Origin of the sequence: Chromobacterium subtsugae (assembly GCF_001676875.1) — a bacterium.
In the GTDB taxonomy this organism is placed as follows: Bacteria; Pseudomonadota; Gammaproteobacteria; order Burkholderiales; family Chromobacteriaceae; genus Chromobacterium; species Chromobacterium subtsugae.
This window is the reverse complement of sequence record NZ_JYKA01000027.1, coordinates 22,478-49,056: the sequence shown is the minus strand read 5'-3', so window position 1 is coordinate 49,056 and position 26,579 is coordinate 22,478. Positions and strand designations below refer to the sequence as shown.

At 64.7% G+C, this 26,579-nt stretch carries 20 protein-coding genes; 13 read left to right on the top strand and 7 right to left on the bottom strand.

The genetic code is table 11. The features are described 5' to 3' along the window. Positions 1–116: 116 nt before the first annotated feature. Positions 117–491, bottom strand: a complete 375-nt coding sequence (locus tag MY55_RS21225) for a hypothetical protein (protein WP_043573750.1) — start codon at positions 489–491, stop codon at positions 117–119. A 138-nt stretch (positions 492–629) separates the two neighbouring features. Between MY55_RS21225 and MY55_RS21220 the strand changes: the two genes are divergently transcribed. Then, positions 630–1,289: a hypothetical protein gene (locus MY55_RS21220; protein WP_146008302.1), complete on the top strand. Its 660-nt coding sequence runs from the start codon at positions 630–632 to the stop codon at positions 1,287–1,289. Here the strand turns inward: MY55_RS21220 and MY55_RS21215 are convergent. Continuing rightward, positions 1,268–2,158 carry a LysR family transcriptional regulator gene (locus MY55_RS21215; protein WP_065202977.1) on the bottom strand — a complete coding sequence of 297 codons (891 nt, stop codon included), beginning with the start codon at positions 2,156–2,158 and terminating at the stop codon, positions 1,268–1,270. The genes MY55_RS21220 and MY55_RS21215 overlap by 22 nt on opposite strands. Positions 2,159–2,247: 89 nt before the next feature. Between MY55_RS21215 and MY55_RS21210 the strand changes: the two genes are divergently transcribed. From MY55_RS21210 to MY55_RS21170, 9 genes are all read left to right on the top strand, one after another. Beyond that, positions 2,248–2,697 carry a multidrug/biocide efflux PACE transporter gene (locus tag MY55_RS21210; RefSeq protein ID WP_043573756.1) on the top strand — a complete coding sequence of 150 codons (450 nt, stop codon included), beginning with the start codon at positions 2,248–2,250 and terminating at the stop codon, positions 2,695–2,697. Between the two features lie 3 nt (positions 2,698–2,700). Further along, positions 2,701–3,033 (top strand): DMT family transporter, encoded by a 333-nt coding sequence (locus MY55_RS21205; protein WP_043573758.1) that lies wholly within the window; start codon positions 2,701–2,703, stop codon positions 3,031–3,033. A gap of 433 nt (positions 3,034–3,466) precedes the next feature. Further along, the gene (bcsR, locus tag MY55_RS21200; protein ID WP_043573760.1) at positions 3,467–3,667 is read left to right on the top strand and encodes a BcsR/BcsP family cellulose biosynthesis protein; all 201 of its coding nucleotides are present in this window, start codon (positions 3,467–3,469) and stop codon (positions 3,665–3,667) included. An 11-nt stretch (positions 3,668–3,678) separates the two neighbouring features. After that, positions 3,679–4,437 (top strand): cellulose biosynthesis protein BcsQ, encoded by a 759-nt coding sequence (bcsQ, locus tag MY55_RS21195; protein WP_157889405.1) that lies wholly within the window; start codon positions 3,679–3,681, stop codon positions 4,435–4,437. Next, a complete protein-coding gene (gene bcsA, locus MY55_RS21190; RefSeq protein ID WP_065202976.1) occupies positions 4,434–7,025 on the top strand; it encodes a UDP-forming cellulose synthase catalytic subunit in 2,592 nt (863 codons plus the stop codon). The genes bcsQ and bcsA overlap by 4 nt, the downstream gene beginning before the upstream one ends. Next, the gene (gene bcsB, locus MY55_RS21185; protein ID WP_053006760.1) at positions 7,022–9,292 is read left to right on the top strand and encodes a cellulose biosynthesis cyclic di-GMP-binding regulatory protein BcsB; all 2,271 of its coding nucleotides are present in this window, start codon (positions 7,022–7,024) and stop codon (positions 9,290–9,292) included. The genes bcsA and bcsB overlap by 4 nt, the downstream gene beginning before the upstream one ends. A gap of 1 nt (position 9,293) precedes the next feature. Beyond that, entirely contained in the window at positions 9,294–10,421 is a 1,128-nt protein-coding gene (gene bcsZ, locus MY55_RS21180; protein ID WP_081284773.1) for a cellulose synthase complex periplasmic endoglucanase BcsZ, read from the top strand. After that, on the top strand, positions 10,406–14,257 hold the full coding sequence (locus MY55_RS21175; protein ID WP_065202975.1) for a cellulose synthase subunit BcsC-related outer membrane protein: 3,852 nt from the start codon (positions 10,406–10,408) through the stop codon (positions 14,255–14,257). Before bcsZ ends, MY55_RS21175 begins: the two co-directional genes overlap by 16 nt. A gap of 10 nt (positions 14,258–14,267) precedes the next feature. Beyond that, complete coding sequence (locus tag MY55_RS21170; RefSeq protein ID WP_043573771.1) at positions 14,268–14,666, top strand: hypothetical protein; 399 nt, start codon at positions 14,268–14,270, stop codon at positions 14,664–14,666. A gap of 131 nt (positions 14,667–14,797) precedes the next feature. Here MY55_RS21170 and bcsG read toward each other — a convergent pair whose 3' ends face one another. The 5 genes from bcsG to MY55_RS21145 form a co-directional block, all read right to left on the bottom strand. After that, positions 14,798–16,411: a cellulose biosynthesis protein BcsG gene (gene bcsG / locus MY55_RS21165; protein ID WP_052257985.1), complete on the bottom strand. Its 1,614-nt coding sequence runs from the start codon at positions 16,409–16,411 to the stop codon at positions 14,798–14,800. After that, the gene (locus MY55_RS21160; protein ID WP_043573774.1) at positions 16,408–16,638 is read right to left on the bottom strand and encodes a hypothetical protein; all 231 of its coding nucleotides are present in this window, start codon (positions 16,636–16,638) and stop codon (positions 16,408–16,410) included. Before MY55_RS21160 ends, bcsG begins: the two co-directional genes overlap by 4 nt. A 9-nt stretch (positions 16,639–16,647) precedes the next feature. Beyond that, positions 16,648–18,255 carry a cellulose biosynthesis protein BcsE gene (bcsE, locus tag MY55_RS21155; RefSeq protein ID WP_047237427.1) on the bottom strand — a complete coding sequence of 536 codons (1,608 nt, stop codon included), beginning with the start codon at positions 18,253–18,255 and terminating at the stop codon, positions 16,648–16,650. Positions 18,256–18,390: 135 nt separating this feature from the next. Continuing rightward, on the bottom strand, positions 18,391–19,506 hold the full coding sequence (locus MY55_RS21150) for a type 1 periplasmic-binding domain-containing protein (protein WP_152680331.1): 1,116 nt from the start codon (positions 19,504–19,506) through the stop codon (positions 18,391–18,393). A gap of 63 nt (positions 19,507–19,569) precedes the next feature. Further along, a complete protein-coding gene (locus MY55_RS21145) occupies positions 19,570–21,408 on the bottom strand; it encodes an amidohydrolase (protein WP_065202974.1) in 1,839 nt (612 codons plus the stop codon). A 221-nt stretch (positions 21,409–21,629) separates the two neighbouring features. On the opposite strand from MY55_RS21145, the gene MY55_RS21140 reads away from it, so the two are divergent. Genes MY55_RS21140 through MY55_RS23945 form a run of 3 tightly spaced genes read left to right on the top strand, consistent with a single transcriptional unit; the run spans position 21,630 to position 26,153 of the window. Beyond that, positions 21,630–24,446, top strand: a complete 2,817-nt coding sequence (locus MY55_RS21140) for a valine--tRNA ligase (RefSeq protein WP_065202973.1) — start codon at positions 21,630–21,632, stop codon at positions 24,444–24,446. Further along, on the top strand, positions 24,443–25,561 hold the full coding sequence (locus MY55_RS23950; RefSeq protein ID WP_157889404.1) for a hypothetical protein: 1,119 nt from the start codon (positions 24,443–24,445) through the stop codon (positions 25,559–25,561). Before MY55_RS21140 ends, MY55_RS23950 begins: the two co-directional genes overlap by 4 nt. Continuing rightward, the gene (locus MY55_RS23945) at positions 25,551–26,153 is read left to right on the top strand and encodes a hypothetical protein (protein ID WP_157889403.1); all 603 of its coding nucleotides are present in this window, start codon (positions 25,551–25,553) and stop codon (positions 26,151–26,153) included. Before MY55_RS23950 ends, MY55_RS23945 begins: the two co-directional genes overlap by 11 nt. The last annotated feature ends 426 nt before the right edge of the window (positions 26,154–26,579 follow it).

Here is a 26,579-nt window from a genome sequence, read left to right as displayed (position 1 = left end):
TCCCGCAGGGGTGGAACGCGGCGCTGGCGCCGGCCTGAGTTCTGGTGAAGTCGAAACGAAACCGGCCGCGAAGGCCGGTTTTTTATGTCTATGGTTTCGCGTTCCGCTCGCCGGCGTCAGCCGTCGGCGAAATCCAGGCTGACGGTCCAGGCCGTTTGCTGGCTCACGCTGTAGGAGATCTTGGCCTGGCCGTCGCTTTCCGTGACGCCTAGCAGGCCGCTGCCCTCGTTCTGGCCCAGCGTCAGCTGGTAGAAGCCATCGCCGCCGTAGTCGTAGTCGGGGCCATCGGCGAAGATCACGCCCAGCATGTAGGCGTTGCCGGGGCCGCTCCAGTCCACGCTCAACTGGACCGACTGATCCGGCCCCAGCGGATAGGCGCCGCTCTCGGCCTGGCCGTCTATCAGCAGTGTCTGGTCATCCCAGTTGGGATCGCCTTCGATGAAGACGTCTCGGCTGGAATGGTTTTTCACGGTGACTACGGGTTGGCTCATCTGCATCTCCTTGCGGGCGTGTGTGGGAAGGGCGCCAGGCAAGGATAGGCGGCGGAGCCGGCAAGCTTGCCGACGGCTGTCCTTTCAGCCGGGCGAGATGGGCGCGGACAATCAACCGAATCAATTTGAAGGACGACGATGGGGTGGGGACGTTTGCTGGCCGCGATCGCGGTTTGCAATCTGGCGTATTGGCTGGCTTTGCTGCTGGCGGCCAGGTTTTATGGCATACGGGTGCGGGAGCATTGCGTGGGCATCGGGCCGGTGTTGTTCGGCAATGGCAAGCTGCAGCTGCGCTTGCTGCCGATTTCCGCCTGGGTGCGGATGGCGCTGCTGGCTGACCGCCGGCCGGAGGAGGCGGAACGCGTTTGCCTGGATGCCAAGGCCGTTCCCATTCAGCTGATCGTCGCCGCTTCCGGCTGCGTGGCGCTGCTCTGGCTGGGGGCTTGCCTGAATGAGGGCGCGAGCCTGGATAGTTTTCGCGCAGGCTGGTCGCAACTGCCGTTCGGCGCGCTGCCGCCATGGGGCGAGGCGCAGCATTGGCTGGCCGCGCTGTCGGACTGGACGGCGCAGTCGGGCTTCCTGGCGATGTTGCCGGTGGTCGCGGCCAAGATGGCGGTATTCAATTTATTGCCTTTGCCGGGAGCGGCTGGCGGGATCATGCTGCGCCTTTTGGTCCCGATGGGGGCGCGGCCGGCATTCGAACATTCCAACGTGTTCCGGCTATGGATGGCTGCGCACCTGCTGTGGCTGTTTTGCTGGCTGGCGGCGCTGGCGCTTCATGTCTGGCCATTTGGCTGAGCGTCGTCGGCCGGCCGCGCCAGTTGTTCCAGCAGCCACCCGGCCGCCGCGCCCAGCGGCCTGTTGGCGGCCCACACCAGGTCTACCGGCATCCGCTTGGGCCAGCCGGCCACGTCCAGCTGTTTCAGCTCGCCGCCGCCAAAGCTTTTCACCAGCCAGCACGGCAGTTCAGCCCAGCCCACGCCCAGGCGCGCCATGTCCAGCAGCATCAGGTAGCTGGGCGCGTACCATTGCCGCTGGCCGGCGTGGGCGGGGTTCTTGTCGTTGTAGGTATTCAGCCGCAACTGGCGATGCAGGGCCAGTTGCTGTTCGTCGATGCGGTCCATTCCCGCCAGCGGATGCCGGTATGCTGCGTACAGCGCCAGCTCGCTGGCCTCGCGCTGGCGCTGATGGCGGATATCCGGCGGATAGCGGTCCAGCGCGCCGACCAGGCCCAGTTGCGCGCGCCCGGACAAGATCAGATCCAGCACGTCTTCCTGTTCCCCGGCCAGGCATTCCAGCTCCAGCAGCGGGTAGCGCGCCTCCAGCCGACAAGCGACGTTTTCCAGCGTTTCGGACTGGAAGGTGTCGGACAGCACGATGGTGAGCCGGCTTTCCACGCCCGCGCTCAGCAGCGCCGCCTGTTGCTGCATGTCCTGGCTGGCATTCATGACTTGGCGCGCCTGCGGCAGCAGCAGCCGTCCGGCCGGGGTGAGGGTGGGCGTGCGGGTGCCGCGGTCGAACAGCAGGTTGCCCAGGTCGATTTCCAGATTGGCGATGGCTTCGCTGACGGTGGACTGGCTTTTGCCCAGCCGCCTGGCGGCGGCCGAGAAGGAGCCGAGCTCGGCGGCGTAGACAAAGGCGGAGAGGGCGTCGACGGAGAGAGTCATATCGGTTTAACCGATGAGTGGTATTTTTATAGTATCCGGAAAGCCAATCATAATGCCAAGCATTGAACTTCAGCAGTCGGGAGAAATCGATGCAAGCGGCAAACAAGAAACTGGGCGAGCGAGTACTGCATGCGGTGCTGTACGAGGCTTGCGCGATGGCGTTGCTGGTGCCTTTGGCGGCGCTGGTTATGCAAAAGGACGTGCTGCACATGGGCGCGCTGGCCTTGATGATGTCGACGGCGGCCATGTTGTGGAACATGGTGTTCAACGCGCTGTTCGAGCGCGTGGAGCGTCTTTTTGGGTGGCGGCGGACCGCCGGCGTGCGTTGCCTGCACGCGCTGGGTTTCGAGGGCGGACTGGTGATATTGCTGGTGCCGCTGGCCGCCTGGTGGCTGGATAGCGGCTACTGGCAGGCTTTCCTGCTGGATTTGGGCTTCTTTGTGTTTTTCCTGCCTTACACCTATGTGTTCAACTGGCTGTACGACCATCTGCGGGAGCGCTTTGTCGCTCGGCGGGGCTTGTCGGCCGCAGTGGAGTGATCGATGAAAGTCTGGCTGTTCCTGATGGGGGCCATCCTGTCCGAAGTGGTGGCCACTTCCGCGCTGAAGGCGTCGGATGGCTTTACCCGGCTGTGGCCGTCGCTGTTGACCGCCGGCGGTTATCTGCTGGCTTTTTACCTGTTGTCGCAGACCTTGCGCGAAATCCCGGTGGGCATCGCCTACGCCTTGTGGTCCGGCATCGGCATCGTGCTGGTTTCGCTGATCGCCTGGCTGCTGTATGGCCAGAAGCTGGACGCGGCCGCGCTGGCCGGTATGGCGCTGATCATCGCCGGCGTGGCGGTGATCAATCTGTTTTCCCAGTCGTCCGCGCACTGAGCGCCGCGGTGCGCAAGACGTTTTTCCAGGGCCGCCCTCCAGGGCGGCCTTTGTCATGTGATTTTATACAACACTTTTTTATGCTTTATGATTATTCATATTGGGTGTTTTGTGTCTTTTTGTGGTTAAAAAGTGGCATTTCCATCCGGCATTCATGCCGGATTGTTTTTTCAAGATGCCGCTTTGCTATCAATGGCTTGCGCGGCCAAGGGGATGGCAGTTCGTCATGCCGGCGCGCCGAATATCAGCGATTTGCCGAATAGATTGCGTTATTGTTTGTTTGAATTAAACTGATTTCAATTATATTTACATATCAAATATAGATTCTTATAATCAACGGTTTACTTTAGATTGTTCGGATTGATTCTCACGCCCCAGCGGCGCAAAACTTTGCCGCCGCGATCAACCGGACCCGCAATCTCATCCATACTGTATGCATCAAGACACCTCGCGTTTACGTTTTCATCTGCAGAGTCAGGATTTTCATTATCAGGAACTCGGCCGGGATGCCGAGGTGGTCGAGATCTGCGAGCGCTGGCCTTTACTGCAGGCCATCTACTGCGGTCAGACCGATAGCCGGGAGCGGGAGGACGCCGCGGCGCCTGCGCGCGAAGCGGCGAGCGATACGGCTTGATGGAGCACGACATGGCGATTTTGGCGGTATGCGGAGTGAAGGGCGGCTGCGGCGCCACCACGGTTGCGGCGGCCCTGGCCCTGTTGTGGCAGCGGCAGCAAAGGCCGGTGCTGGCGATGGACTTGTGCCGGCAAAACCTGCTGCGTCTGCATTTCGGCATGGAGTGGCATGAGGCCGATGGCTGGCGGCGGCGGCGCGACGCCGGCGCCGACTGGGCCCGCGCGGCGTGGGAAGTGGGCGACCGCCACCTGACGCTGGTGCCGCATGGCCGGGTGGAAGAGGATGTCGACCAGGAAGGGCCGGAACCGGAAGAATGGCTGCGCGACGAGCTGGCGCAGCTGGAGCGGCAGCCCGGTCAACGCACGGTGCTGGACCTGCCGGCGCGCGGCGTGGCCGAGCGGCAGCAGGGCCTGAAAGCGGCCAGCCACGCGCTGGTGATGCTGTCTGCCGACCCCGCCGCCTGCGCGTTGCTGGATGCGGTGGAGGCAGAGCTTCACGCCGGTGGCTTGCCGGCTGAGCGCATCTTTTTCGTCATCAATCATTTCAATCCGCTGCGCAAGCTGGACGGCGACGTCGAGCTGCTGCTGCGCAAGAAGCTGGGGCCCAGGCTGGCGCCGCTGCCCATCCACCGCGACGAAGCGGTGCGCGAGGCTTTCGCCAAGCAGCAGCCGCTGTTCGATTACGCGCCGGCCAGCCAGGCCGCCGATGATTTGCGCCAGCTGGCGGTATGGCTGTCGGTTAGGCTGGACGCGGGGCGGAGCGGCGCATGAGCTTGCGGGGGGCGGATTGGCGCGCGTGGTGCCTGCGGCTGGGTTTGCTGCATCCGGCCGACGCGCCGCGGCTGGCGTTTGCGCTGCTGGGGCTGTTCTTCGTCGCGCCGACAGAAGGCTGGGCGGCCTGGGGCAGGGCGGCGCGCCGCTATTTCCCGCAGGTGGATTTTTCCCGGCTGCGGCCGGCCGATCCGCTGCGCATACTGCTGCAGCTGCTTTGGCTGGCGCTGGTCAAGCCGCCGCGCGCGCTGGGGCCCAGGCGCCAGGCGCGTTTGCCGGCGCTGCTGCAGTTCGCGCGCCGCGAGCTGGCGGCTGTTTCCGCCCAGCGCCGCCGCCTCGCCGGCTGGCTGGAGGGCCGCTTTCCGCGCTTGTTCGATCCGGCCAGCCTGCGCGGCTCGGTGGAGGGCATAGCCGAACACGCCTGGTGGCAAAGCGCGGCGATCCGAACGATTTGCTACCTGGCGGCGGCATTGCTGGGCGTGGTGCTGGTGACGACGCCGTTCGACGAATACTCCCAAGCAGTGTTCACCGTGGTGCTGTTGCTGATGGCGCTGTGGGTGCGGCGCATCCCCGGCCCGGTGCCGACGCTGATTCTGATGGTGTTCTCCATCGCGGTGTCCACCCGTTACATTTGGTGGCGCACCACCTCCACCATCAATGACGACACCTGGCCGAATCTGATCGCCGGCGTGATCCTGCTGGGCGCGGAAATGTATGCCTGGCTGGTGCTGCTGCTGGGCTTCTTCCAGTCGTCGTGGATGCTGGAGCGCAAAGTGGTGCCGCTGCCGGCCGATACTTCGCTGTGGCCCAGCGTCGACGTGTTCATCCCCATCTACAGCGAGCCGCTGCGCGTGCTCAAGCCCACCGTGTTCGCGGCGATGAGCATGGACTGGCCGGCCGACAAGCTGCGGGTGCACATCCTGGACGACGGCACCCGCGACGAAATCCGCGATTTCGCCGCGCAAATCGGCGTCGGCTACATCGTCCGCCAGGAGCACAAGCACGCCAAGGCCGGCAACATCAATCACGCGCTTGGCCGCACCGACGGCAGCTTCGTCGCCATCTTCGACTGCGACCACATCCCCACCCGTTCCTTCCTGCAGACGACGATGGGCGGCTTTCTGCGCGATGAGAAGCTGGCGCTGGTGCAGACGCCGCACCACTTCTTCTCCGCCGATCCGTTCGAGCGCAATCTGAACACCCGCGACAAGGTGCCCAACGAGGGCGAGCTGTTCTATGGCCGGGTGCAGGACGGCAACGACTTGTGGAATGCCTCCTTCTTCTGCGGTTCGTGCGCGGTGCTGCGCCGCGACGCGCTGATGTCGGTGGGCGGCATCGCGGTGGAAACCGTTACCGAGGACGCGCACACCTCGCTGAAGATGCACCGCCGCGGTTACCACTCCGCCTACATCAACCTGGTGCAGGCTGCGGGCCTGGCCACCGAAAGCCTGTCCGCCCACGTCGGCCAGCGCATCCGCTGGGCGCGCGGCATGGCGCAGATCTTCCGCAGCGACAATCCGCTGCTGGGCAAGGGGCTGACGCTGGGGCAGCGCTTCTGCTACCTCAACGCGATGATGCACTTCCTGTACGGCATCCCGCGCCTGGTTTTCCTCACCGCGCCGCTGGCCTTCCTGCTGTTCCACGCCTACACCATCTACGCGCCGGCGCTGGGCCTGGTGCTGTACGTGGTGCCGCACATGGTGTTTTCGGTGATGTCCAACTCGCGGATGCACGGCGAATTCCGCCGCTCCTTCTGGGGCGAGGTGTACGAGACGGTGCTGGCCTGGTACATCACGCTGCCCACCACGGTGGCGCTGCTGTTTCCCGGCCTGGGCAAGTTCAACGTCACCGCCAAGGGCGGCGTGGTGGAGGAAGACCATGTCGATTGGAACATCACCAAACCCTATCTGTTCCTGCTGGCGCTGAACCTGCTGGGCGTCGGTTTCGGCGTCTACCGAATCTGGAGCGGGCCGGGCAACGAGATCGGCACCGTGCTGGTGAACCTGTTCTGGGTCGGCTACAACACGCTGCTGCTGGGCGTGGCGCTGGGCGTGGCGCGGGAATTGCGCCAGGTGCGGGTGTCGCACCGGGTGGAAAGCCGCCTGCCGGTATCGCTGCACCTGCACGACGGCAAGGTCTATCCCTGCCATACGCTGGATTACTCCGAAGGCGGTATGGCCTTGCAGTTGCCCGAGGGCCTGCAACTGAAACTGCGGCAGAACACCGAGCTGACGGTGTCGATGCGCCGCAGCGGCCGCAGCTTCGCGCTGCCTTGCCGCCTGGTGTTTTCCAAGGGCGGCAGGCTGAGCGTGCGTTTCGTCGGCCTGACGCTGGACGAGGAAATGGCGCTGGTGCAATGCACGTTCGGCCGCGCCGACGCCTGGCTGCAAACCGGCGAGCGCGCGCACGAGGGCACGCCGCTGGGCGGCGCCTGGGACATCTGGCGGATGGGCGGCGGCAGCTTGTGGCAGCTGGCGCAGCAGTTGTTTTCGCCGCTCGCGGTCCGCAATGGCCGCTGGGCCGGCTTCTGGAATTGGCTGGGCAGCCTGCTGCCGCGGCAGCCGCATCTTCATCGGGACATCAAATGACAAGCCGCATACCAAGAAAAACCCTGTCCATTCTGCTGTCCGGCCTGCTGCTGGCGGCGCCGGCGCTGAGTGTCGGCGCCAAGGAGGAGACGGCGGCCGCGCAGCCGCCGGCCCAGGCGGCGCCGCTGGTCACCACCCGCACCCTCAGCTTCAAGCAGATGGGCGCCGGCTATCCGCTCAAGATGCGCGGCGACAACAGCCTGGTCGGCGTCGGCTTCGGCAGCCGCGGCGACGAGGTGATCACCGGGCTGACGCTGCATCTGCGTTACACCTTCTCGCCGGCGATGCTGGCCGACCTGTCGCACGTGCAGGTGCTGCTCAACGACGAAGTGGTGACCGTGCTGGCCTTGCCCAAAGAGCAGGGCGGCAAGCCGCAGCAGCTGACCCTGCCGCTAGACCCGCGCCTGCTGGCCAATTTCAACCAGCTCAAGTTCCGCCTGATCGGCCATTACACCAATCGTTGCGAAGACGAAACCCACAGCAGCCTGTGGGCGGAGATCAGCAATGCCAGCGAACTGCAGATGACGGTGCAGGCGCTGCCTTTCGTCAATGATCTGAGCTATTTCCCGGAGCCGTTCTTCGACCGGCGCGATTTCTCGCCGCTGAAGCTGCCCTTCATTTTCGCCGCGCGGCCGTCGCAAACTTCGCTGCAGGCGGCGGGCGAACTGGCCTCGTGGTTTGGCGCCCAGGCCGGCTGGCGCGGCGTGCGCTACAGCGCCGCGCTCAACAGCTTGCCGGCGGCGCAGCACGCCATCGTTTACGCCGTCAACGGCCAGCGTCCCGACTTCCTCGCCAAGCTGCCGCCGGTGAACGCGCCCACCATCGCCATCGTGCCGCATCCGGAACGCCCCGAGCGCAAGCTGCTGCTGATCCTGGGCCGCGACGACAAGGACCTCAAGCTGGCCACCGACGCGCTGGTGCTGGGCCAGGCTGGCATGAGCGGCAGCCAGGTGGCGGTGCGCGGCATCAAGCTGGAAGCGCCGCGCAAGCCCTACGACGCGCCCAACTGGGTGCGACCCGACCGGCCGACCCGGCTGGGCGAGCTGGTGGACAATCCGCGCGACCTGCAGGTCACCGGCCAGCAGCCGGCGCCGGTGCGCGTCTCGTTCCGCGTGCCGGGCGACCTATTCACCTGGGGCAGCCGCGGCATTCCGCTGGACCTGAAATTCCGCTACACCGGCCAGCAGCAGGCGACCGGCTCGCGCCTCAATATCGGCATCAACGAGCTGTTCGTGCAAAGCCTGAACCTCAACGCCAGCGGCGTGGGCAGCACCCAGACCAGCCTGCGCCTGCCGGTGCTGGAAAACGGCTTGCTCAGCAATATCGACCGCATCCTGCTGCCGCCTTTCCGCGTCGGCAGCCGCAACGAGATGCAGTTCCAGTACGTGTTCGCCGCGGAGAAGCAGGGCGAGTGCGCCAATAACCTGGCCGACGGCAACCGCGCGGCGATAGACCCGGACTCCACCATCGATTTCAGCGGCTATCCGCACTACGCGGCGCTGCCCAACCTGGGCTTGTTCGCCACTTCCGGCTTCCCGTTCACCCGGATGGCCGACTTGTCGGACACCGCGGTGGTGCTGCCGCGCCAGCCGGCGCAGCAGGACATCGGCGCCTTCCTCAATGTGATGGGCCAGATGGGCCAGTCCACCGGTTACCCGGCGCTGCGCTATCGGCTGGTGGACGAGGGCGCGCTGGATAGCGTCAAAAAAATGGACCTGCTGATCGTGGGCAACGCCCGCAACCTGGGCTTGCTCAAAGCCTGGCGCGACAAGCTGCCCACCACGCTGGACAGCGCCGGCCGCAAGGTGGCTGAGGGCGAAACCACCGATCTGCCGGCCGGCATGGGCCAAGCGCCGGGCCAGGCGGCCGGCGGCCGCATCAACGGCCAGGTGGACTTCGCCGCCCAGGGCAAGCTGGGCGCGATCCTGGCGCTGGAATCGCCGCTGGCCAGCGGCCGCAGCGCGGTGATCGTCACCGGCAGCGAGCCCGACGCGCTGGCGCTGGCGACCGGCGCGCTGGCCGACGACGGCAAGGTGGCGCAGATGTCGGGCAGCGCGGTGCTGGTGCGCGGCGACACCATAGACAGCCAGCAACTGGGGCCGGTGTACTATGTCGGCAACCTGCCGCTGTGGACTTGGGTGTGGCTGTTCCTGTCCGCCCATCCGCTGCTGCTGGCAGGGCTGTCGGCGCTGGCGGTGCTGATCTTCGCCTTCGCCATCCTGCGCCTGTTCAAGGCGCTGGCGGCGCGCCGCATCCGGGAGTCTTGAGGTGGGCATCCCGCGACGCGCGCTGCTGGCGGCGCTGGGCGCGCTGGCCATTTCCACGGCCCGGGCCGCGCCGTGCGACGGCTGGCCGGCCTGGCAGGATTTCCAGCGCCATTTCGTTTCCGACGGCGGCCGGGTGGTGGACCGCGGCGCCGACGGCCAGCCCACCACTTCCGAAGGGCAAAGCTACGCGCTGTTCTTCGCGCTGGCCGCCAACGACCGGCCGGCTTTCGACAAGCTGCTGCGCTGGACCCGCGACAACCTGGCCGGCGGCGACTTCAGCGCGCGCCTGCCCGCCTGGCAATGGGGCAAGCGCCCAGACGGCCAGTGGGGCGTGATGGACGACAACAGCGCGTCCGATTCCGACCTGTGGATAGCCTACAACCTGCTGGAAGCCGGCCGGCTGTGGCGCGAGCCGCGCTACACCGCGCTGGGCAAGCTGCTGGCCTTGCGCATCCTGCGCGAGGAGGTGGCCGACCTGCCGGGCCTGGGGCCGACCCTGCTGCCCGGCCGCTACGGCTTCAGCAAGCCGGGGCTGACCCGGCTGAATCCCAGCTATGTGCCGCCGCAACTGGTGGCGCGCATGGCGCACGCCTTGCCTGGCTCCGGCTGGGCGGCATTGCGCGGCACCTCGCAGCGCCTGCTGCTGGAGAGCGCGCCTGCAGGATACGCGCCCGACTGGGCGGCTTACCGCCAGGGCTTTTCCGCCGATGCGGCCAGCCAGGCCGCCGGCAGCTACAACGCCATCCGCGTCTACCTGTGGACCGGCATGCTGGCGCCCGACGCGCCGGGCCGGACGGCCTTGCTGGCCAAATTCAAGCCGATGGCGCAACTGGTGGCCAAAACCGGGCTGCCGCCGGAAACAGTGGACACCCGCAACGGCAAGGCACAGGGCACCGGGCCGATAGGGTTTTCGATGGCGCTGCTGCCGTTCCTGCAAGCGCAGGACGAGCAGGCGGCGCTGCAGGCGCAGTTGCTGCGTGTGGAGGCGATGCCGCTGTCGGAGCGGCCGGATGCCTATTACGACCATGTGCTGACACTGTTTGGCCAGGGTTGGCAGCAAGGCCGATATCAGTTCAACGCGAATGGCGAGCTCAAGCCGGCCTGGGAGGGCGCATGCGCGGCATCCTGAGCGCCATGTTGGCGGTGGGCTTCAGCGGCGCGCTGCATGCGGCGCCGGCGGCGGTGGATCCGGCGCAGGCGCTGCTGGAGCAGGCCAGGCTATGGCAATCGCTGGGCCGGCCGCTGGAAGCGCAGCAGGCGCTGGACAAGCTGCAGCGCATCCATGCCGCCACTGCGCAGGATCGCGCCGAGGCGCTGACCCTGCAGGCGCTGGTGCAAGTGCAGCAGCGCCAGGATAAGGACGCGCAGCAGACGCTGGCCAAATTGCGCAAGCTGTATCCCGGCTATTCCGGCATCGCCCGCGTGGAGCAGATGCGCCGCATCATGGGGCCGGACCGCAACAAGCTGCTGACCGCGCGCTCCCTGTTCAACAGCGGCAAGATCGAACAGGCTTACGCCGCATTCAACGCGCTGTACCAGGGGCCGCCGCCGGAAGGCGCGCTGGCGCTGGAGTACTGGCAATTGGTGGCGCGGCTGCCCAATGGCGGCTGGGCCCGCAGCCAGGCCGAGTTGAAAAAGCTGATCCGGCAAAGCCCGTCCAATCACCGAAACCGCCTGGCGCTGGCCAGCATCTACCTGCTGCACCCGCCGGTGCCGGCTTCCGTGCTGGCGGACCTGAAGGCGCTGACGCAATTCTCCGACAGCCGCAGCGAGGCGCTGGGCTTGTGGCGCCGCGCGCTGCAGCAGTCCGACCTGCCGGATGACGCCTATCTCGCCTATCTGAAGGTGGAGCCGGAGGACGAATTGGTCAGCTCGCGGCTGGCGTCGTTGCAGGATGGCCGGCGCAAGCGGCGCGAACAGCTGGCCGACCCGGCTTACCGCGCCTTGCTGGCGGCCGACAAGCAGCTGGACGCCAACCAGCTGGCGGCGGCGGAAAAAAGCTTGCAATTGGCGGCCAGCCGCTACGGCAAGCAGGCCGGCTATCTGCAAAGCCTGGGCCGGCTGCGCGAGAAACAGGGCCGCTACGCCGACGCGGTGGCCAGCTATCGCCAGGGCCAATCGCAACAGCCGGACGACAAGGGCTGGAAGCGCCGCATCGCCGACGCCCAGTTGGCCGACCTGCTTGCGCGGGCGCAAGCGGCGATGCAGGCGGGACAATGGCAGGCGGCGCGCGCGCAATTGGACCAGGCCGGCAAACAGCAGCCCGGCAATGTCGACGTGCTGCTGGCCGACGCCGAATGGCAGGCGGGGCAGAAGCACGCCGTCCGCGCGCGCCAGCTGTACCGCCAAGCCTTGCAGAGCAAGCTGGACAGCGGCCAGGCGCTGGCGGGCCTGCTGCGCACCTATCTGGATGCCGGCGAGTACGCGCAGGCGGCCGAGATGCTGCGCGCGCTGCCGCCGAAGCAGCAGCGCGCGCTGGGGACGTCCTACCAGTCGGCCCGCGCCGACGTGGAGCGCGAACTGGGCGACCGCCTGCTGGCCCAGGGCCAGCTGAGCCAGGCGCTGCCGCATCTGCAAAAGGCGGTGGATTTGCAGCCGCAAAACACCTGGAACCGCTACGCGCTGGCCAACGCCTGGCTGGCGGCCGGCGACGCGGCCAAGGGCGGCGCCATCTTGCGCCAGCTGGCCGACGCGCCGGCCGCCAGCCCGGAAAGCCTGTACGCCTACGCGCTGTTCCAGGCCAAGCGGGAAGACGATCGCTCGGCGCTGGGCGCCTTGCAGCGCATCGCGCCGGACGCGCGCAGCGAAGGCATGGCGGCGCTGCAGCGCCGGGTGTGGCTGCGGGAAACCATGCGCCAGGCCGACGCCCAGCTGGCTTTCGGCCATGCGGCCGAGGCGCGGCGCAGCCTGCAAAACGCCGAACGTCTGATGCGCGGCGATCCGGCGCGGCTCTCCGAGCTGGCGCAGGCCTGGCTGCGCGCCGGCGACGCCGAGCACGCGCGCCAGATGCTGTTGACGCAATATCTGGAACAGCCCGGCGCCGACAATGAACTGGCCTACGCCGACCTGCTGCTGGACCTGGGCGACGCGGCGGCGGCGGCGCCGTTGCTGGCGGCTTCCGCCCAGACGCGGCAGGACATGAACGATGAGCAAAAGCGCAAGCTGGCCGATCTGCAGGCCGCGCTGGCGTCGGCGCAGGCGGACGCGGCGCGGGACGCCGGAGATGGCGCCCGCGCGCAAGCCATCCTGCTGCAGGCGGCCGCGGCGGCTCCGCAGGACGCGCGCCTGCAGCGCAAGCTGGCCGATTACGATATGGACGCCGGCCGCTGGGGCAGCGCGCGCGCCCGCTTGCGGCAAGTGTTGAGCCAGCAGCCGGACGACGACGAGGCGCAGCTCCAACTGGTGGATCTCTACATCAAGACCGGCCAGCGCGACCTGGCCGTGCACGGCGTGGACGCGCTGCTGCGGGACAAGCCCGGCCGCAGCCTGGACTTCCGCTTGCGGGCGCTGACGCGCCTGGGCGACGCCGGCGAGACGGAGCGGCTGGATCGCGAAATCGCCGCCTTGCTGGCGCAGGGGGTGAAGAGCCCGGCGCTGATGGGGCAGGCGGCGCGGCGCGCCCGGCAGCAGGATAGGCCGGCCCAGGCGCTGGCCTGGTATCGCGCCGGTTTCGCCCCCGCCGGCAACGAAGTGCAGACCACCGCCAACAGCGGCCTGCTGCTGGGGCAGCAGCCGTTGCGGCCAGTGCCGGCCGAATCGGCGCAGCAGGAAGGCTTGCACGAAGACTACGCCGAATTGCTGGACGCGCGCAGCGTGAAGATCTGGCAGGGGCTGGACCTGACCTACCGCAGCGCCGACAACGGCACGCCGGGCCAGTCGCAGATGACGATGTGGCAAGCGCCGCTGCTGGTGGAATTGCCGGCCCCGCGCGCGGGCAAGTACTTCCTGCGCGCCGACGCGGTCAGCATCAACGCCGGCTCGCTGGACAACAGCCTGGGCAACGATTACGCGCTGCAGCGTTTCGGCTCGGTCGCCGCCTGCGCCGCGCAGTCCGGCAGCAGCGTGCAAAGCTGCGCCGGCCAGTACGGCGCGCAAACCGCGCAAGGCGCGGCGCTGGGGCTGGGCTACGAGAACGAGCATTGGCGGGTGGACGCGGGCGTCACGCCGCAGAGCTTCCCGGTGTCCAATCTGATCGGCGGCGTTCGCTATTCCGACAGCGTCTCCATCCTGAACTACAAGCTGGAGGCCGCGCGCCGCCCGGTGACCAGTTCGCTGCTCAGCTACGCCGGCGTGCGCGATCCCTACACCGGCCAGACCTGGGGCGGGGTGGTGGCCACAGGCGTCGGCGGCAGCCTGGGCTACGACAAGGGCGGACGCTTCGGCGTGTGGTCGAATTTCGCCTATCAACAGCTGACCGGCGAAAACGTGGCCGATAACCGCAAGCTGACGGCGATGGGCGGCGTCTACTGGCGCTTGCTGAAGGAGCCGACCCGGCAAGTGACGGTGGGCGTCAACAGCATCAATTTCTGGTTCCAGAAAAACCTGGGCGAATTCACTTTCGGCCAGGGCGGCTATTACAGCCCGCAGCGTTACAACTCGCTGTCGGTCCCGCTCAGCTACGCGGCGCGCAATGAGCGCTGGAGCTGGCTGGGGCGGGCGTCGGTTTCGGTGTCTAGCGCCAACGAGGCGGCGTCGCCGTTCTATCCCACCCGGCCGGACCTGCAGGCGCAGGCGGGCAATCCGTACGTCAGCGCGAGTTCGGGGCCGGGCTGGGGGGTGTCGCTGAGCGGCGCGTTCGAATACCAGCTGACCTCCAGGCTGGCCCTGGGCGGCATGCTGGAGTACCAGCATTCGCAGTACTACCAGCCGGGGCGGGCGTTGTTCTACCTGCGTTACCAGCCGGACGGCGCGTCGCTGACGCTGCCGTTCCCGGTGGAGCCGCTGCAGCCGTATTCGAGCTTCTGAGGAGAATGACGTGAATCTGCTCAAAATGGTGGGCTGTTGTCTGGCCATCGCGCTGCTGCCGCAGGCGGGCATGGCGGCATCCGTCGAGCTGGACGCCGCGCGCGCCTGGTACTGGCAGCACCCTTACCAGCCGGAGGCGATCAACCGCCTGGCGCTGCAACTGGTCAAGGCAGGCCAAACCGGCAGCGCCATCGTGCTGCTGGAGCGGGCGGCGCGCATCGCGCCGGACCGCGAGGACATCCGCGCCAACTTGCTGCGGCTGCAGTCCGGTTCGCGCCAGGTGGTGGACGCGCCGTGGGCCGGGCAGGGCCCGGAGCCGGCCGATGCCGCGCCAAGCCAGCCCCTGGCAGCGCCCGCCGCCGCCGAGGCCTTGCCGCCGCCCTGGCCCATGCCCGCCGCCAAGCCATAGCGGCAGGATGCTTGCGAAATGCCGGTCACGGAACGCGTGGCCGGCATTTTTATTGTCCGCGCGCCTGGGCGGGGCGTAAAAAAGCGGCCCTGGACAGGGCCGCTTTGTGGCGGGTGGGGCCGAGGGGGCGATTATTGCACCGGGTACTCGGTCCAGTCGCCGCCGTCCTGCTGCAACAGGAAGCGCTTGCCGCTCTGCATCACGATGGAGCTGGCGCTTTCCGAAACATAAGGCGTCGTCGGCAGGTCGCGCGCGAACTCGGCCGGCTGGTAGTCGGCGCCGAACGGGCTCTTGGTCATCATCCGCGACAGGATGGTGGACACCGCCAGATAGCTGCTGGGCTGGTCGATGCGGACTTGGCTGGGGTGGGCCTGGCCGCCTATCACCTTGACGGCCGCCGGCACGATGGTGATGTGCGGCGTGGGGATCTCGCGCAGGCCGCTGAATTGCTGCTTGTCGCCGCGCAGCGCGGCGCCGTGTTCCGGCACCAGCACCAGCACCATCTTGCGATGGCTCTTTTCCAGTTGGTCGATGAACTGGGACAGGTCGGCGAACAGCCGGTTGGCCCGGTATTTGTAGCTGTCCATGGTGTTCAGCCCGGGCGCGCTGGGGATGCGGTTGCCGTCGTGCAGGCTGATGGTGTTGTAGTAGGTGGCCACGTGCGCGCTGCTGTCCTGCTGGCGTTGCTCCAGCCAGCGGTTGAGCACCGCGTAGTCGCTATAGATGGGCGTGTTGTCGAAGGAGCGCAGGCCCACCGGCAGGCCCTGCTGCGAGATCAGCGGCTGGTTCAGCCGGCCGTCGCTGCGGATCTGCTTGAGGAAGTCGTCGAAGCTGCCGTCGTGGTTCATCGTCAGCTCGGTCTTGAAGCCCAGCGCCGCCAGGTCTTCAAACAGATAGCATTCCTTGGGCGCGCTCTGGTACAGCTCGCTGTGCTTGGGCTGGCCGCAGCTGGCGCGCAGCACGCGCAGCGCCGCCGGGCCGCTGTACGGGGTGGCGGAGTTGAAATTGCTGAACAGGAAATCGAAACGCCCAAGCAGCGGGTGCTGGTCCATGCCGATGGCGCGCAGGTCGTCCCAGGACAGCGAGCAGACATGCAGGATCAGCACGTCGAAGCCCGGGTCGGCCAGCGGCCCCTGGAATTTCACCATGCGCTGGCCTTCGCTCTTGAAGAAAGCGGCCAGTTGCTGGTCCGGCGTCTGCGCGGCGTTGGGCGCGGCGCCCGCAGTCGCCGCGCCGCTGTCGGCCACCGCGGCGGCCGGCGCGCGCGGCTGCTCCTGCCACAGCTGGCGTCCGCTCAGCCCCAGCAGGGAAATCATCACGATGGTGCCCAGCCGCAGGTAGCGCGACAACAGCCAATAGCCGCACAGCAGGATCAGCGCGCCGGTCAGCAAGGACAGCGACAGCACGCGCCCGGCCAGATCCAGCAGGTAGTGGAAGCTGAAGCCTTGCAGCGTGGACAGCTGCTGCAGCGCCATCGACGGCGAGGGCAGCCAGCTGTCGTGGTAAAGCAGCGCGGCGCCCGCCAGCAGCGCCAGCGCGGCGCGGAGGCGCAGGCGCGTCTTGCCGGAGATCGGGATCAGCAGCGCCAGCGCGAAGGCGAGATTAGGCAGCGGGTGCAGGTTGAGCGTGCCCTGCCAGGACAGCAGCAGCTTGGCGATGAAGTAGACGCTCCACGTGCCCAGCCCCAAAGAGCGGGGGGCGGCGGGCGCGACGGTGTCCGGCGTGGCGGATTGGCTGGATTTCATGATGGCTTGTGGCCCGGATCGGCGCGCCGGCTCTTGGCCAGCGGCGCGTCATCCTGCTGGCGCAGGCGTTGCAGATAGGGGTGGGGTTGGAAGTGGCGCATCCGGCGCGACAGCAGCTCGCGCAGCCGCGGCAGCAGCCGGGCGTGCAGCTGGTAACCGGCGATGCCGGCCGCCAGCGCCGCCAGCAGCACCAGAAACTGCAACTGGCTCAATTCGGGATTGAACATATCGGTCCTTTATTGGCTGCCGTGCCGCCGCAGCGGCGCGCGTTGCAGGGTGGGCGGCGTGTGCGCGTGGCGGCTGTCGCGCGGGCGCGGCGCGTCCGACAGCTGGCGGCTGAGGTCCGGCAGCTTGTCGAAGCCGGACTGGCGCGACAGCTGCGACAGCGCCAGCTGGATGCTTTCGCTGTCCGCGCTGCGCACCTCGGCCTGGGCCACTTCGCCTATCGGCATGCGGAACAGGTTGCCCAGCGCGGCGTCGGCGTCGGCCTCGCGGCAGGCGAACAGGAACAGGTAGGCGTATTCGCCGTCGGCGGTGCACAGGTCGCCGGCGCGCTGGAAGCGCCCCAGCGCCAGCAGTTCGGCCGGGCTCGCGCCCAGCGCCGGCTGCAGGCGGATGAACATATTGCTGACATCGATGGCGCGGCTGCGCTGCACGGTGCCGGCCACCACCTCGACGAAACGGGCCGGCGGCAGGTAGCCGCGGTCGGCCTCGGGCCGGCTGGCGGCGCGCAGGGCGTCGGCTTCGACATGTTTTCTGCCCTGGTACACCGCCTGGCGCAGCGAGTGGACGATGCTGGCCAGGCTGGAAAAGCGCAGCTCCGCCGGCAGCACCGCGTTGGCGCCCAGCCGCAGCAGCAGCTGTTCCTCGTTCTGGCGCAGCCGGCGGTTGCCTACCTCGCGCACTACGATCTTCAGGCGCTTGCCGCATTGCTGGCGCAACTGCGCGACGGCGTTGCCCAGCACTTCCTTCTTGCTGCTGGCGGTGTCCAGCAGCACGGTGGCCGCCACCGCCTCGCGGGCGGCTTCCAGCAACTGGGGCAGGTCGTCGAACAGCCGCCAGTGCGGGGTGGGCGGGGTGTTGCCGCTGAGGGCTGCGTTGGTGGCCAGCACTTGCAGCGCGTCGGTGGCGAGCCGGCTGTGGCCCTCGGTCGCGTCGCCGGCGTCTTCTTCGGCTTCGCGCTGCGCGCTGAGCAAATGGCGCGGGCTCAGCTCCAGCGTGCGCAGCCTGGCGGTTTCCGCCGGCCCGGCGCCCAGCCAGTGCGCGATCTGCCAGCTATAGAAGCCGTCGCCCAGCGGCTGCGCGTACACCATGCCGGCGCAGTCGCTGCCCAGTTGGCTGAGGGCGGCCAGCGCGGCGGCGTCCAGATGGCTGCTGTCCAGCAGCAACAGCAGCGCATGGCCATGCCGCGCCGCCCAATGGCTGCAGGCCTGCAGCGCGCGGCGCGCCAGGGCCGGCTGCTGCAACGGCAGATAGTCTTCGGCGTGGTCCAACGCCACGGTCATGCCGCCGCCGGCAGGCTGCAGCAGCTTGCGGCAGCGCGCCAGCTCATCCAGATAGGCGTCGATTTGCTGAGCGGAGGATTTGCGCGGCTTGCGCGGGGAGAGCAGATGCAGATTGCCGGCGTGGATGCGGCGGTCCAGCCAGGCGGTGTCTTGTTGCGCGGCGGGTTGCTGCCGGCTGGCGCAGATCAGCGGCTGGCTGCCGGCCGAGGGCAGGTTGGCGAACAGCAGCGCCTGGGCCAGCGCCGGGCCGGGCGCGGCGATCAGGTAAAGCGCCCCGCCGTTCAGGGCGGCGGCGGACGGCGGAATCCCGTCTATGCCCAGGCTTTGGGTGGTGTCCATTGCAGTATTTTGATTCCAGATTATTTAAATAGTATCAGCCGCATGCTTTTCAATCAAACCACGCCGCGGCTTTTGCCATCTGTCATGCCTGGTTGGAGTGTAGCGCAGCGCGCCAGGATGTCGCCGCGCGCGGGGTCAAGGTTTTTTCAGCCAGATGCCGAGATAGGCTTGGCGATAAGCCTGGTCGTCTTCGATGTCGCCGTCGCGCGGGTGGGCCAGCAGCTTGTCCTGGGTCACCAGGATGGGCTTGCTGACGAAGCCGCTGGGCGGCTGGCGGGCGAAGCCGCGGTTCAGTTCGTCCGCCATCTGCCAGCCTTGTTGGTTGCAAGGTTCGGCCACGGTGGCCTTTTGCTGCGAGATGCCTTCGCGGATGCGGTTCATCGCCGAATTGGAGCCGTCGCCCGCCGAGATGTTGACGATGTCCGGCCGGGCGGTCTGGTGCAGCGGAAAGTTGATGTTGTCGAAGTACAGATCGTTGATGGCCAGCGTGTGGGTCCAGGCCGCGCCGTATTTCTGCGCCAGCCGCGGCACTCGTTGCGGGATCAGCTGCGCGGTCTTGCTCAGGTCCACGTCTTCCATGGCCAGCACCTTGCAGCGCTTGCAGCGCAGCAGCGCGTCCTTCATCGCGTTGGCCTTGCGCATGGCGATGGAAAAATGGGAGTCGGTGAAGATCACTGCGCCCAACGGGCCGGTGCTGCTGCCAATGGCGTAGCTGACCGCGGTTTGGGCCACGGCGATGGGGTCGGTGGTGACGTTGGCGAACAGCTCTGCATTGGGACCCGGGCTGCTGCCGGCGTGCCAGCCCACCGCGACCTTGCCCATCTGCTTGAGCAACGCCAGTTCCAGGTGGTAGCCGGCGCTGTCGGCGCCCACCAGCGCCACTCCGGCGACGTCCTTGGCGGTGGCTTGCAGCAGCAGTTGTTCACGCACCGAGTCGTTGCTGCTTTTGGCGTCGGCCACCGTCACCCGCCAGTGCAGATAGCCGGCGGCGTTGAGAAAGCTGCGGGTGGTTTTGGAGATGCCGCCGTTGCGCAGATCGTAGGCGATCAACAGCACATGGCGGCCGCTTTGCGCCGGCGGGCCTGCGGCCGGGGCGACGGCGTTCGGCGCGGGCTCCGCCGGCTGAGCGGCGGAAGATATCAGGAGGGAAAATGCCAGCAGCCGCGGCAGGGCGCGGCGCGACAAGGCGCGCAGACAAGGTGGGGAGGATGCGCGCAATCGGCTGGCCGGCTCGGCTTGGGTCGTCTCCATGCTCAAATATAGCAAGCGGCCTGCCCGTTGCCGGACAGGCCGCCTGTGGTGGCCTGAACTCGCTTAGCCGTGGGACGGATTGCGATAGACTGGAGCCCCGTTCAGCCAGGTCTGGCATACGGTTATGCCGCGCAGGTCGGTCACCGCGTCGTCAAGCGGATTCTGGTCCAGAATCACCAGGTCAGCCAGCTTGCCCGGCTCCAGCGAACCCACCAGGTGGTCCATATGGCACTGCCACGCGGCATCCAGGGTCACTGCCCGCAGCGCTTGCTCGCGGCTGAGGCATTCCGCCGGATTCAACGGCGCGCGCTCCTTGGCCGGCGCCCCTTCCATCGTGCGGAAGATGGCCTGCTCCATCATGCGCAGCGGGCCGAAGGGAGAGACGAAGTGATCGGAATGCAGGCTGACGCGCATGCCGGCCTGAACGGCGGACTGCGCCCGGTCCAGCAGCTGCGCGCGGCGATTTCCCAGAATGGTCTTGTTGAAGGCATAGCCCCAATAGCCGACATGGCCGATCAGGAAGCTGGGGCTTACCTTGAGGCGAGCCATCTTGGCGATTGCGCGATCGTCCATCAGCGAGGCGTGCTCCACCCGCATGCGCAGGCGGCGCTTCTTATCCGCGGCTTCAGAGGCGGGGGCCAACGACTCGGCGTAACCGTTGAGCACATCGGCCATCGCGTGGTCGCCGTTGGCGTGGATCAGGATCGGCCATTCTTCATCACTGGCCAGTTGGATCAGTTCCGCCAGCTCGCCGGGTTCGAGATTGTGCAGGCCCGTGGGCGGAACGTCCGGCACCGGATGGGCTTCGGCGCACGGATAGGGTTCGTTCTGATAACCGGTCAGGCCCTGGTTGGAGCCGTCGTATATCAGCTTGATCGCCTTCAGCGCGAAGCGCTTGTCCTTGGCATTGTCCAGATCGGGTGTGATCTGGAGCTCTTTCCAGTGTTGCATCCTCTCCTTGTCCGGCGTGAACAGCGCCGCGGCGATCCGCAGCGGCCCCCCATGGGCGGCCAGCTTCAGCAGGTCGATTTCCAGCTTGCTGCCGGATACGCCGGCTCCCGCGTCCAGCAGGGTGGTGATGCCGGTCTGCGACGCATCCTGCAGCACCTTCGGAATCTGGAGCACGGCCTCCGCCCAGACGATGGGCGGCATCGCCCCAAGCAGCGCCTTGACCCGGTCCTCGGTCAGCACGCCCTTGCTCGGCGGCAGGCTGCCGTCAGGATTCAGCAACCCTGCCTTGCGCAAGGCAGGCGTATTGGCATAGGCGATGTGGCCGGATGCGTTGATCAGGGCGATAGGCGTCTGTTCGCTCAATTCGTTCAGCAGGTCGGCGTTGATATCGATCCATTCCTTCATCAGCGACGGATCGACGCCGAAGCCCAGCACCCATCGGTCTCCTTGCGCATCTTTCGGCAATTTGGACTGGGAGAGCGCCTCGCGAATCTGCGCCGAGATGCTTTCGTAACTGTATTGCGGGTCCAGGCGCTGGCCTTTGAAGGGCGCCAGCGGCAGCCAATGCCGGTAAAGCGCGCTGGGCAGAACATGGGCATGCGGATCGATGAGGCCGGGCAGCAGCGTGCGGCCCGCCAGGTCTATCCTGTCATAGGCCTGTCCCGGCATTTGCGCTTCCATCGCGGTTTCCACCAATTGCAGGGAACCGGTGGCGACGATGACGCCGTCGGCGATGCCCAGTGCCTCCACGCGCTGATTGCCATTGGCGGCGACCGTATAAATAGGGCCGCCGCAGAAAACCGCGCGCGCCGGGGTGTGCGAAGGAATGGCTTGCTTGAGCGCGGCTTCCAGGGCTTGCAGCGCTTGTTGAGGATCGGGGAGGTTGTCGAACAACGAAGGCAGATGCGGCATCGAGCAGCAGGCGCAGCCTAGATGATGGTGTTGTGTCATGTGGATATCCTTGTTTCGTGGTGTTTGAAATTCCTTTGGCATTGCAACTAAAAGATTAAGCTTTTTTCATTAAAGTTTTCAAATGCATGGTGTGGAAGCTGTCGGATAGGGCAGCTGGCAGCAGCTTGCGCTGCCGGAATCGCGGCGCCAAGCTCGGTGAATGGCTGAAAAAGAGGTATAATCAGGCCATTTTTCCATTCAAAAAATCAAGATTAAGCACCATGGAACTTGCCAAGAGCTATGAACCGGGCGACATCGAGCGTCGCTGGTACGATCAATGGGAACAGGCCGGCTACTTCAAGCCGAGCATGGACACCGCCAAGCCGTCTTTCGCCATTCAGCTGCCGCCGCCCAACGTCACCGGCACGCTGCACATGGGCCACGCCTTCAACCAGACCATCATGGACGGCCTCACCCGCTACTACCGGATGAAGGGCGACAACACCGTCTGGATTCCCGGCACCGACCACGCCGGCATCGCCACCCAGATCGTGGTGGAGCGCCAGCTGGCCGACCAGGGCCTGAACCGCCACGACATGGGCCGCGAAGCGTTCACCAGCAAGATCTGGGAATGGAAGGAAAAATCCGGCGGCACCATCACCAGCCAGATGCGCCGCGTCGGTTGCTCGGTGGATTGGGACCGCGAATACTTCACCATGGATGACACCCGCGCCGAGGTGGTGACCGAAGTCTTCGTCCGCCTGTACGAGCAGGGCCTGATCTATCGCGGCAAGCGCCTGTCCAACTGGGACGCCAAGCTGGGCACCGCCATCTCCGACCTGGAAGTGGTATCCGAGGAAGAAGACGGCCACATGTGGCACATCAAGTACCCGGTGGTGGGCAGCGATGAATATGTCACCGTCGCCACCACCCGTCCGGAAACCCTGCTGGGCGACGTGGCCGTGGCCATCGCCCCGGATGACGAGCGCTACCTGCACCTGGTGGGCAAGCAGCTGGAACTGCCGCTCACCGGCCGCACCATCCCGGTGATCGCCGACGAGTACGTGGACAAGGAATTCGGCACCGGCTTCGTCAAGATCACCCCGGCGCACGATTTCAACGACTACGAAGTGGGCAAGCGCCATAGCACCCAGCTGATCAACGTGATGAGCCTGGAAGCCAAGATTCTGGCCAAGGCGCAAATCTTCGGCTTCGACGGCGCCGCCCAAGGCACCATCGAGCTGCCGGCCGCCTACGCCGGCCTTACCGCCCAGGAAGCGCGCAAGGCGATGCTGGCCGATCTGCAAGCCCAGGGCCTGCTGCTGGAAACCAAGCCGCACAAGCTGATGGTTCCGCGCGGCGACCGCACCGGCACCGTGATCGAGCCGCTGTTGACCGACCAATGGTTCGTGGCCATGAACAAAGTCGCCGACGGCGACGCCACCGGCCAGTCCATCGCCGCCAAGGCGATCGAGGCGGTGGAGTCCGGCGAAGTGCGCTTCGTGCCGGAAAACTGGGTCAACACTTACAACCAGTGGATGAAGAATATCCAGGACTGGTGCATCTCCCGCCAACTGTGGTGGGGCCACCAGATCCCGGCCTGGTACGACGAAGACGGCAATATCTACGTCGGCCGCACCGAGGAAGAAGCCCAGGCCAAGGCCGGCGGCAAGACCCTGCGCCGCGAACAGGACGTGCTGGACACCTGGTTCAGCTCCGCCCTGGTGCCGTTCTCCACGCTGGGCTGGCCGGAAGAAACGCCGGACCTGAAAGCCTTCCTCACCTCCAACGTGCTGGTGACCGGCTACGAAATCATCTTCTTCTGGGTGGCCCGGATGATCATGATGACCAAGCATTTCACCGGCAAGGTGCCGTTCAAGGATGTCTACATCCACGGCATGGTGCGCGATCACGAAGGCAAGAAGATGTCCAAGTCCGAGGGCAACGTGATTGACCCGGTGGACCTGATCGACGGCATCGCGCTGGCGCCGCTGGTGGAAAAACGCACCACCGGCCTGCGCCGCCCGGAAAAGGCCCCGGCCATCGCCAAGGCCACGGAAAAGCTGTTCCCGGAAGGCATCCCGGCTTACGGCACCGACGCGCTGCGCTTCACCATGGCCAGCTACGCCACGCTGGGCCGCTCGGTCAACTTCGACTTCAAGCGCGCCGAAGGCTACCGCAACTTCTGCAACAAGCTGTGGAACGCCACCCGCTTCGTGATGATGAACGTGGAAGGCAAGGACTGCGGCCAGGATGAAAGCCTGCCGCTGGAGTATAGCTTCGTCGACCAGTGGATCATCGGCCGCCTGCAACAGGCCGAGATCGACGTCACCAACGCGCTGGAAACCTACCGCTTCGACATCGCCGCCCAGGTGATCTACGAATTCATCTGGAACGAGTACTGCGACTGGTACGTGGAACTGGCCAAGGTGCAGCTGCAAACCGGCAACGACGCCCAGCAGCGCGCCACCCGCCGCACCATCGTCCGCGTGCTGGAAGTGGCGCTGCGCCTGACTCACCCGCTGATGCCCTTCATCACCGAAGAGCTGTGGCAAACCGTGGCCCCGTTGGCCAACGCCAAGAAAGCGGACTCGCTGATGCTGGCCCCGTGGCCGGTGGCCGACGAGAGCAAGATCAGCGCGGCAGCCAACGCCCGCATGGACGCGTTCAAGGACATGGTCAACGCGGTGCGCAATCTGCGCGGCGAAATGGGCATCGGCCCGGCCGTCAAGGCCCCGCTGTTCATCGAAACCACAGACGCGTCCATCGCCGACTTCGTGCCGTATCTGAAGCTGCTGGCCCGCCTGACCGAAGGCACGCTGGTGTCCAAGCTGCCGGAAGACGATGCCCCGGTGGCGATGTCCGGCGAAGCGCGCCTGATGCTGAAGGTGGAAGTGGACAAAGCCGCGGAAACCGCGCGTCTGACCAAGGAGCAGGGCAAGGTGGAAGCCGAGCTGGCCAAGCTGACCGCCAAGCTGGAGAAGCCGGGTTACGTCGACAAGGCGCCGGCGCATTTGGTGGAGCGCGATAAGGCCCAGTTGGCTGAGTTGAATGACAAGTTGGAGAAGGTTAGGGCGCAGTTAGTGAAACTAGCTTGATTATTTGCCATTGTCATGATAAAAAAGCCGTCATCGTTGACGGCTTTTTTATTGGAGAAAAGATGAGAAATAAAAAGATTGAATTTGCAAATTTGGTAATTAGAACTGATGAATCTGCAATGTTGGACTTGTTCGATGACTTTATTGCGCCAGCTTTTTTTGGGGATGCTTTGATTAGGAAGTATGGTGGTGTCAGCTATATATTCCATAATGTAAGAGTAATTAATGCCTCGCAGGGTGATGGGCGTGTTGATGGGGCGATTGTTGGCCGATTGGTGAAGGATGAGGATATTAAAATTGAGCAGAAACTTATAGATGGGAGTTTGCTTGAGGCTGATGAGGTTTATCAGCGAGCGCCCTCATCTGTTTTTGTGTTTTTTTTAAAGGATCATCGCCTTGCTTTTGTTCGTGAGCATGCAGGGTCCCCAGGATTGCAGGCTTTTAAATCGACTATTCAGTTTTTTATAAAGAAAATACATGGGGTATTTTTAAAGGATAAGATTGAGGAGTTGCTTGAGGATGTGGCGAGGAGTGAGCGGGTTGCAAAGCGGGCAGAGATAAAAGCATTAATTCCTCTGCCTTCAGTTAATCTTGTGCCATTGGAAGATGCAAGAGGAATTGAGCAAGCAATTTCATCAATGGATTCAATTCGTGATTTGATTTTTGATGTGATTAGGACTAATGACGAATTTAACCCGGGGGAATTTTTTGATGATGTGCGAGATGTAAAGGTTGGCTTAGGTAATCCTGAGAAGGCAGTTGTGCGATTTGGAGATAGTAATCAAAATATTAATCAGCAAGCAGCAGCCCGGCTGGTGAAAAATGCTGTTGAGGACCAAAATGTTATATACAGAGTTGAGGGAACGGGCCTTGGTCAGCGATTAAAATACTCCAATAGTTTAGATGGGCAAGACAGTGATGTTATCAGTGTGTCTGCGCCTTTGCCTAATGAGGAGGTAAGCCCTAGCCAGATTGCTAGGCGTGCTGTGATGGAGTATCAGAGAATGATTGATAGTGGTGTAATTCGTGAACCAGAAATGCAAGAGCCTGATGAAATAGCAAGAAAAGTTGCAGATATAATTGCACGTTATGGCGGGGAGCGCGATGGACAATGATCAAGATAGACTGCTAAGAGAGATAACAAAGGAGGGGAATTTTTGGCAGCTGTTTAGAATGGCTTTTTCAGTTGATTTTACACTGACAAATAAATTAGTACCTATTTTTACTTTTGTTGTTGTTTTTCTTGTGAATATTCCAGTGGGAGGGCAGGGGCTATCATTCGATGATGTGGTTTCTTCAGCAAGGGATTTTATTGGATGGAATTTTACTATACTTGGTTTCATGATTGCAGGATATGCAATATTTACAACGGCAACTAGTGCAGACCTTAGCTTGGCTCTTATGAAAAAGCGTGAGCGTGTTACGGGCTTGCCATACTTAAAATTTATTCATGCAGTTTTTTTAAAGGCGATATTGGTTTTTTTGCTTGCAAATGTTCCTCCATTGCTTTGTTCTGAGTTTGTTAAAAAGACCGGGTTGATTAGTATGCTATTTTCCGATTTAGGTGAGTGGCAAGGTTATTGTTTTGCATTCTTTCATGCTATGAATGTTTCTCTCTTTATTTTGGCACTGGCAATGCTTAAGTCATATATTTTCAATATTTATGCTTCAGTGATGATGGCAGTTAGATGGTCTGCGCGTGATTGATCTTATGGATTGTGTAGAGAGGGCCGCAGGTTGGGCTGAATGCAATGAGGCCTAACGTTTATCGCGTTGGTTTGTCTGCTTTTTTGTGTCCGCTACGCGGACAATTGTTTAGGTGCCGGTTCCTCCCGGCGTGACGGGTCCATTTCTTTTGCTCCGCCAAAAGAAATGGACGAAAGAAAAGGCGGCCCTGGGCGCTTCGAAACCCCGGTCAAAACAACGCGCCCCAGGCGCGGCCGAACTCGCACCGCGCTAACGTCGCGGTGCTCAAACAGACGGCCGCTTAAAACCTGGGGCGCATTGTTTTGACCGGCTCGCGCCAAGGGAGCGGGGCTCGTTGCTCACACTCTACTGGGCGTGCTTGTTGCAAGCTGCGTGTGGTTGCTATGCGGCGGAACTCTCGGCGTTGCCGGGATTCCGCCCTACGTA

What these genes read in the sequence shown, in the direction of transcription:
- MY55_RS21175 (WP_065202975.1), top strand. Translation starts at nt 10,406, where the DNA reads ATGCGCGGCATCCTGAGCGCCATGTTGGCGGTGGGCTTCAGCGGCGCG.
- bcsG (WP_052257985.1), bottom strand. Translation starts at nt 16,411, where the DNA reads ATGAAATCCAGCCAATCCGCCACGCCGGACACCGTCGCGCCCGCCGCC.
- bcsB (WP_053006760.1), top strand. Translation starts at nt 7,022, where the DNA reads ATGACAAGCCGCATACCAAGAAAAACCCTGTCCATTCTGCTGTCCGGC.
- MY55_RS21160 (WP_043573774.1), bottom strand. Translation starts at nt 16,638, where the DNA reads ATGTTCAATCCCGAATTGAGCCAGTTGCAGTTTCTGGTGCTGCTGGCG.
- MY55_RS21215 (WP_065202977.1), bottom strand. Translation starts at nt 2,158, where the DNA reads ATGACTCTCTCCGTCGACGCCCTCTCCGCCTTTGTCTACGCCGCCGAG.
- MY55_RS21150 (WP_152680331.1), bottom strand. Translation starts at nt 19,506, where the DNA reads ATGGAGACGACCCAAGCCGAGCCGGCCAGCCGATTGCGCGCATCCTCC.
- MY55_RS21140 (WP_065202973.1), top strand. Translation starts at nt 21,630, where the DNA reads ATGGAACTTGCCAAGAGCTATGAACCGGGCGACATCGAGCGTCGCTGG.
- bcsR (WP_043573760.1), top strand. Translation starts at nt 3,467, where the DNA reads ATGCATCAAGACACCTCGCGTTTACGTTTTCATCTGCAGAGTCAGGAT.
- MY55_RS21225 (WP_043573750.1), bottom strand. Translation starts at nt 491, where the DNA reads ATGAGCCAACCCGTAGTCACCGTGAAAAACCATTCCAGCCGAGACGTC.
- bcsE (WP_047237427.1), bottom strand. Translation starts at nt 18,255, where the DNA reads ATGGACACCACCCAAAGCCTGGGCATAGACGGGATTCCGCCGTCCGCC.
- bcsQ (WP_157889405.1), top strand. Translation starts at nt 3,679, where the DNA reads ATGGCGATTTTGGCGGTATGCGGAGTGAAGGGCGGCTGCGGCGCCACC.
- MY55_RS21210 (WP_043573756.1), top strand. Translation starts at nt 2,248, where the DNA reads ATGCAAGCGGCAAACAAGAAACTGGGCGAGCGAGTACTGCATGCGGTG.
- bcsA (WP_065202976.1), top strand. Translation starts at nt 4,434, where the DNA reads ATGAGCTTGCGGGGGGCGGATTGGCGCGCGTGGTGCCTGCGGCTGGGT.
- MY55_RS21220 (WP_146008302.1), top strand. Translation starts at nt 630, where the DNA reads ATGGGGTGGGGACGTTTGCTGGCCGCGATCGCGGTTTGCAATCTGGCG.
- MY55_RS21205 (WP_043573758.1), top strand. Translation starts at nt 2,701, where the DNA reads ATGAAAGTCTGGCTGTTCCTGATGGGGGCCATCCTGTCCGAAGTGGTG.
- MY55_RS23945 (WP_157889403.1), top strand. Translation starts at nt 25,551, where the DNA reads ATGGACAATGATCAAGATAGACTGCTAAGAGAGATAACAAAGGAGGGG.
- MY55_RS21145 (WP_065202974.1), bottom strand. Translation starts at nt 21,408, where the DNA reads ATGACACAACACCATCATCTAGGCTGCGCCTGCTGCTCGATGCCGCAT.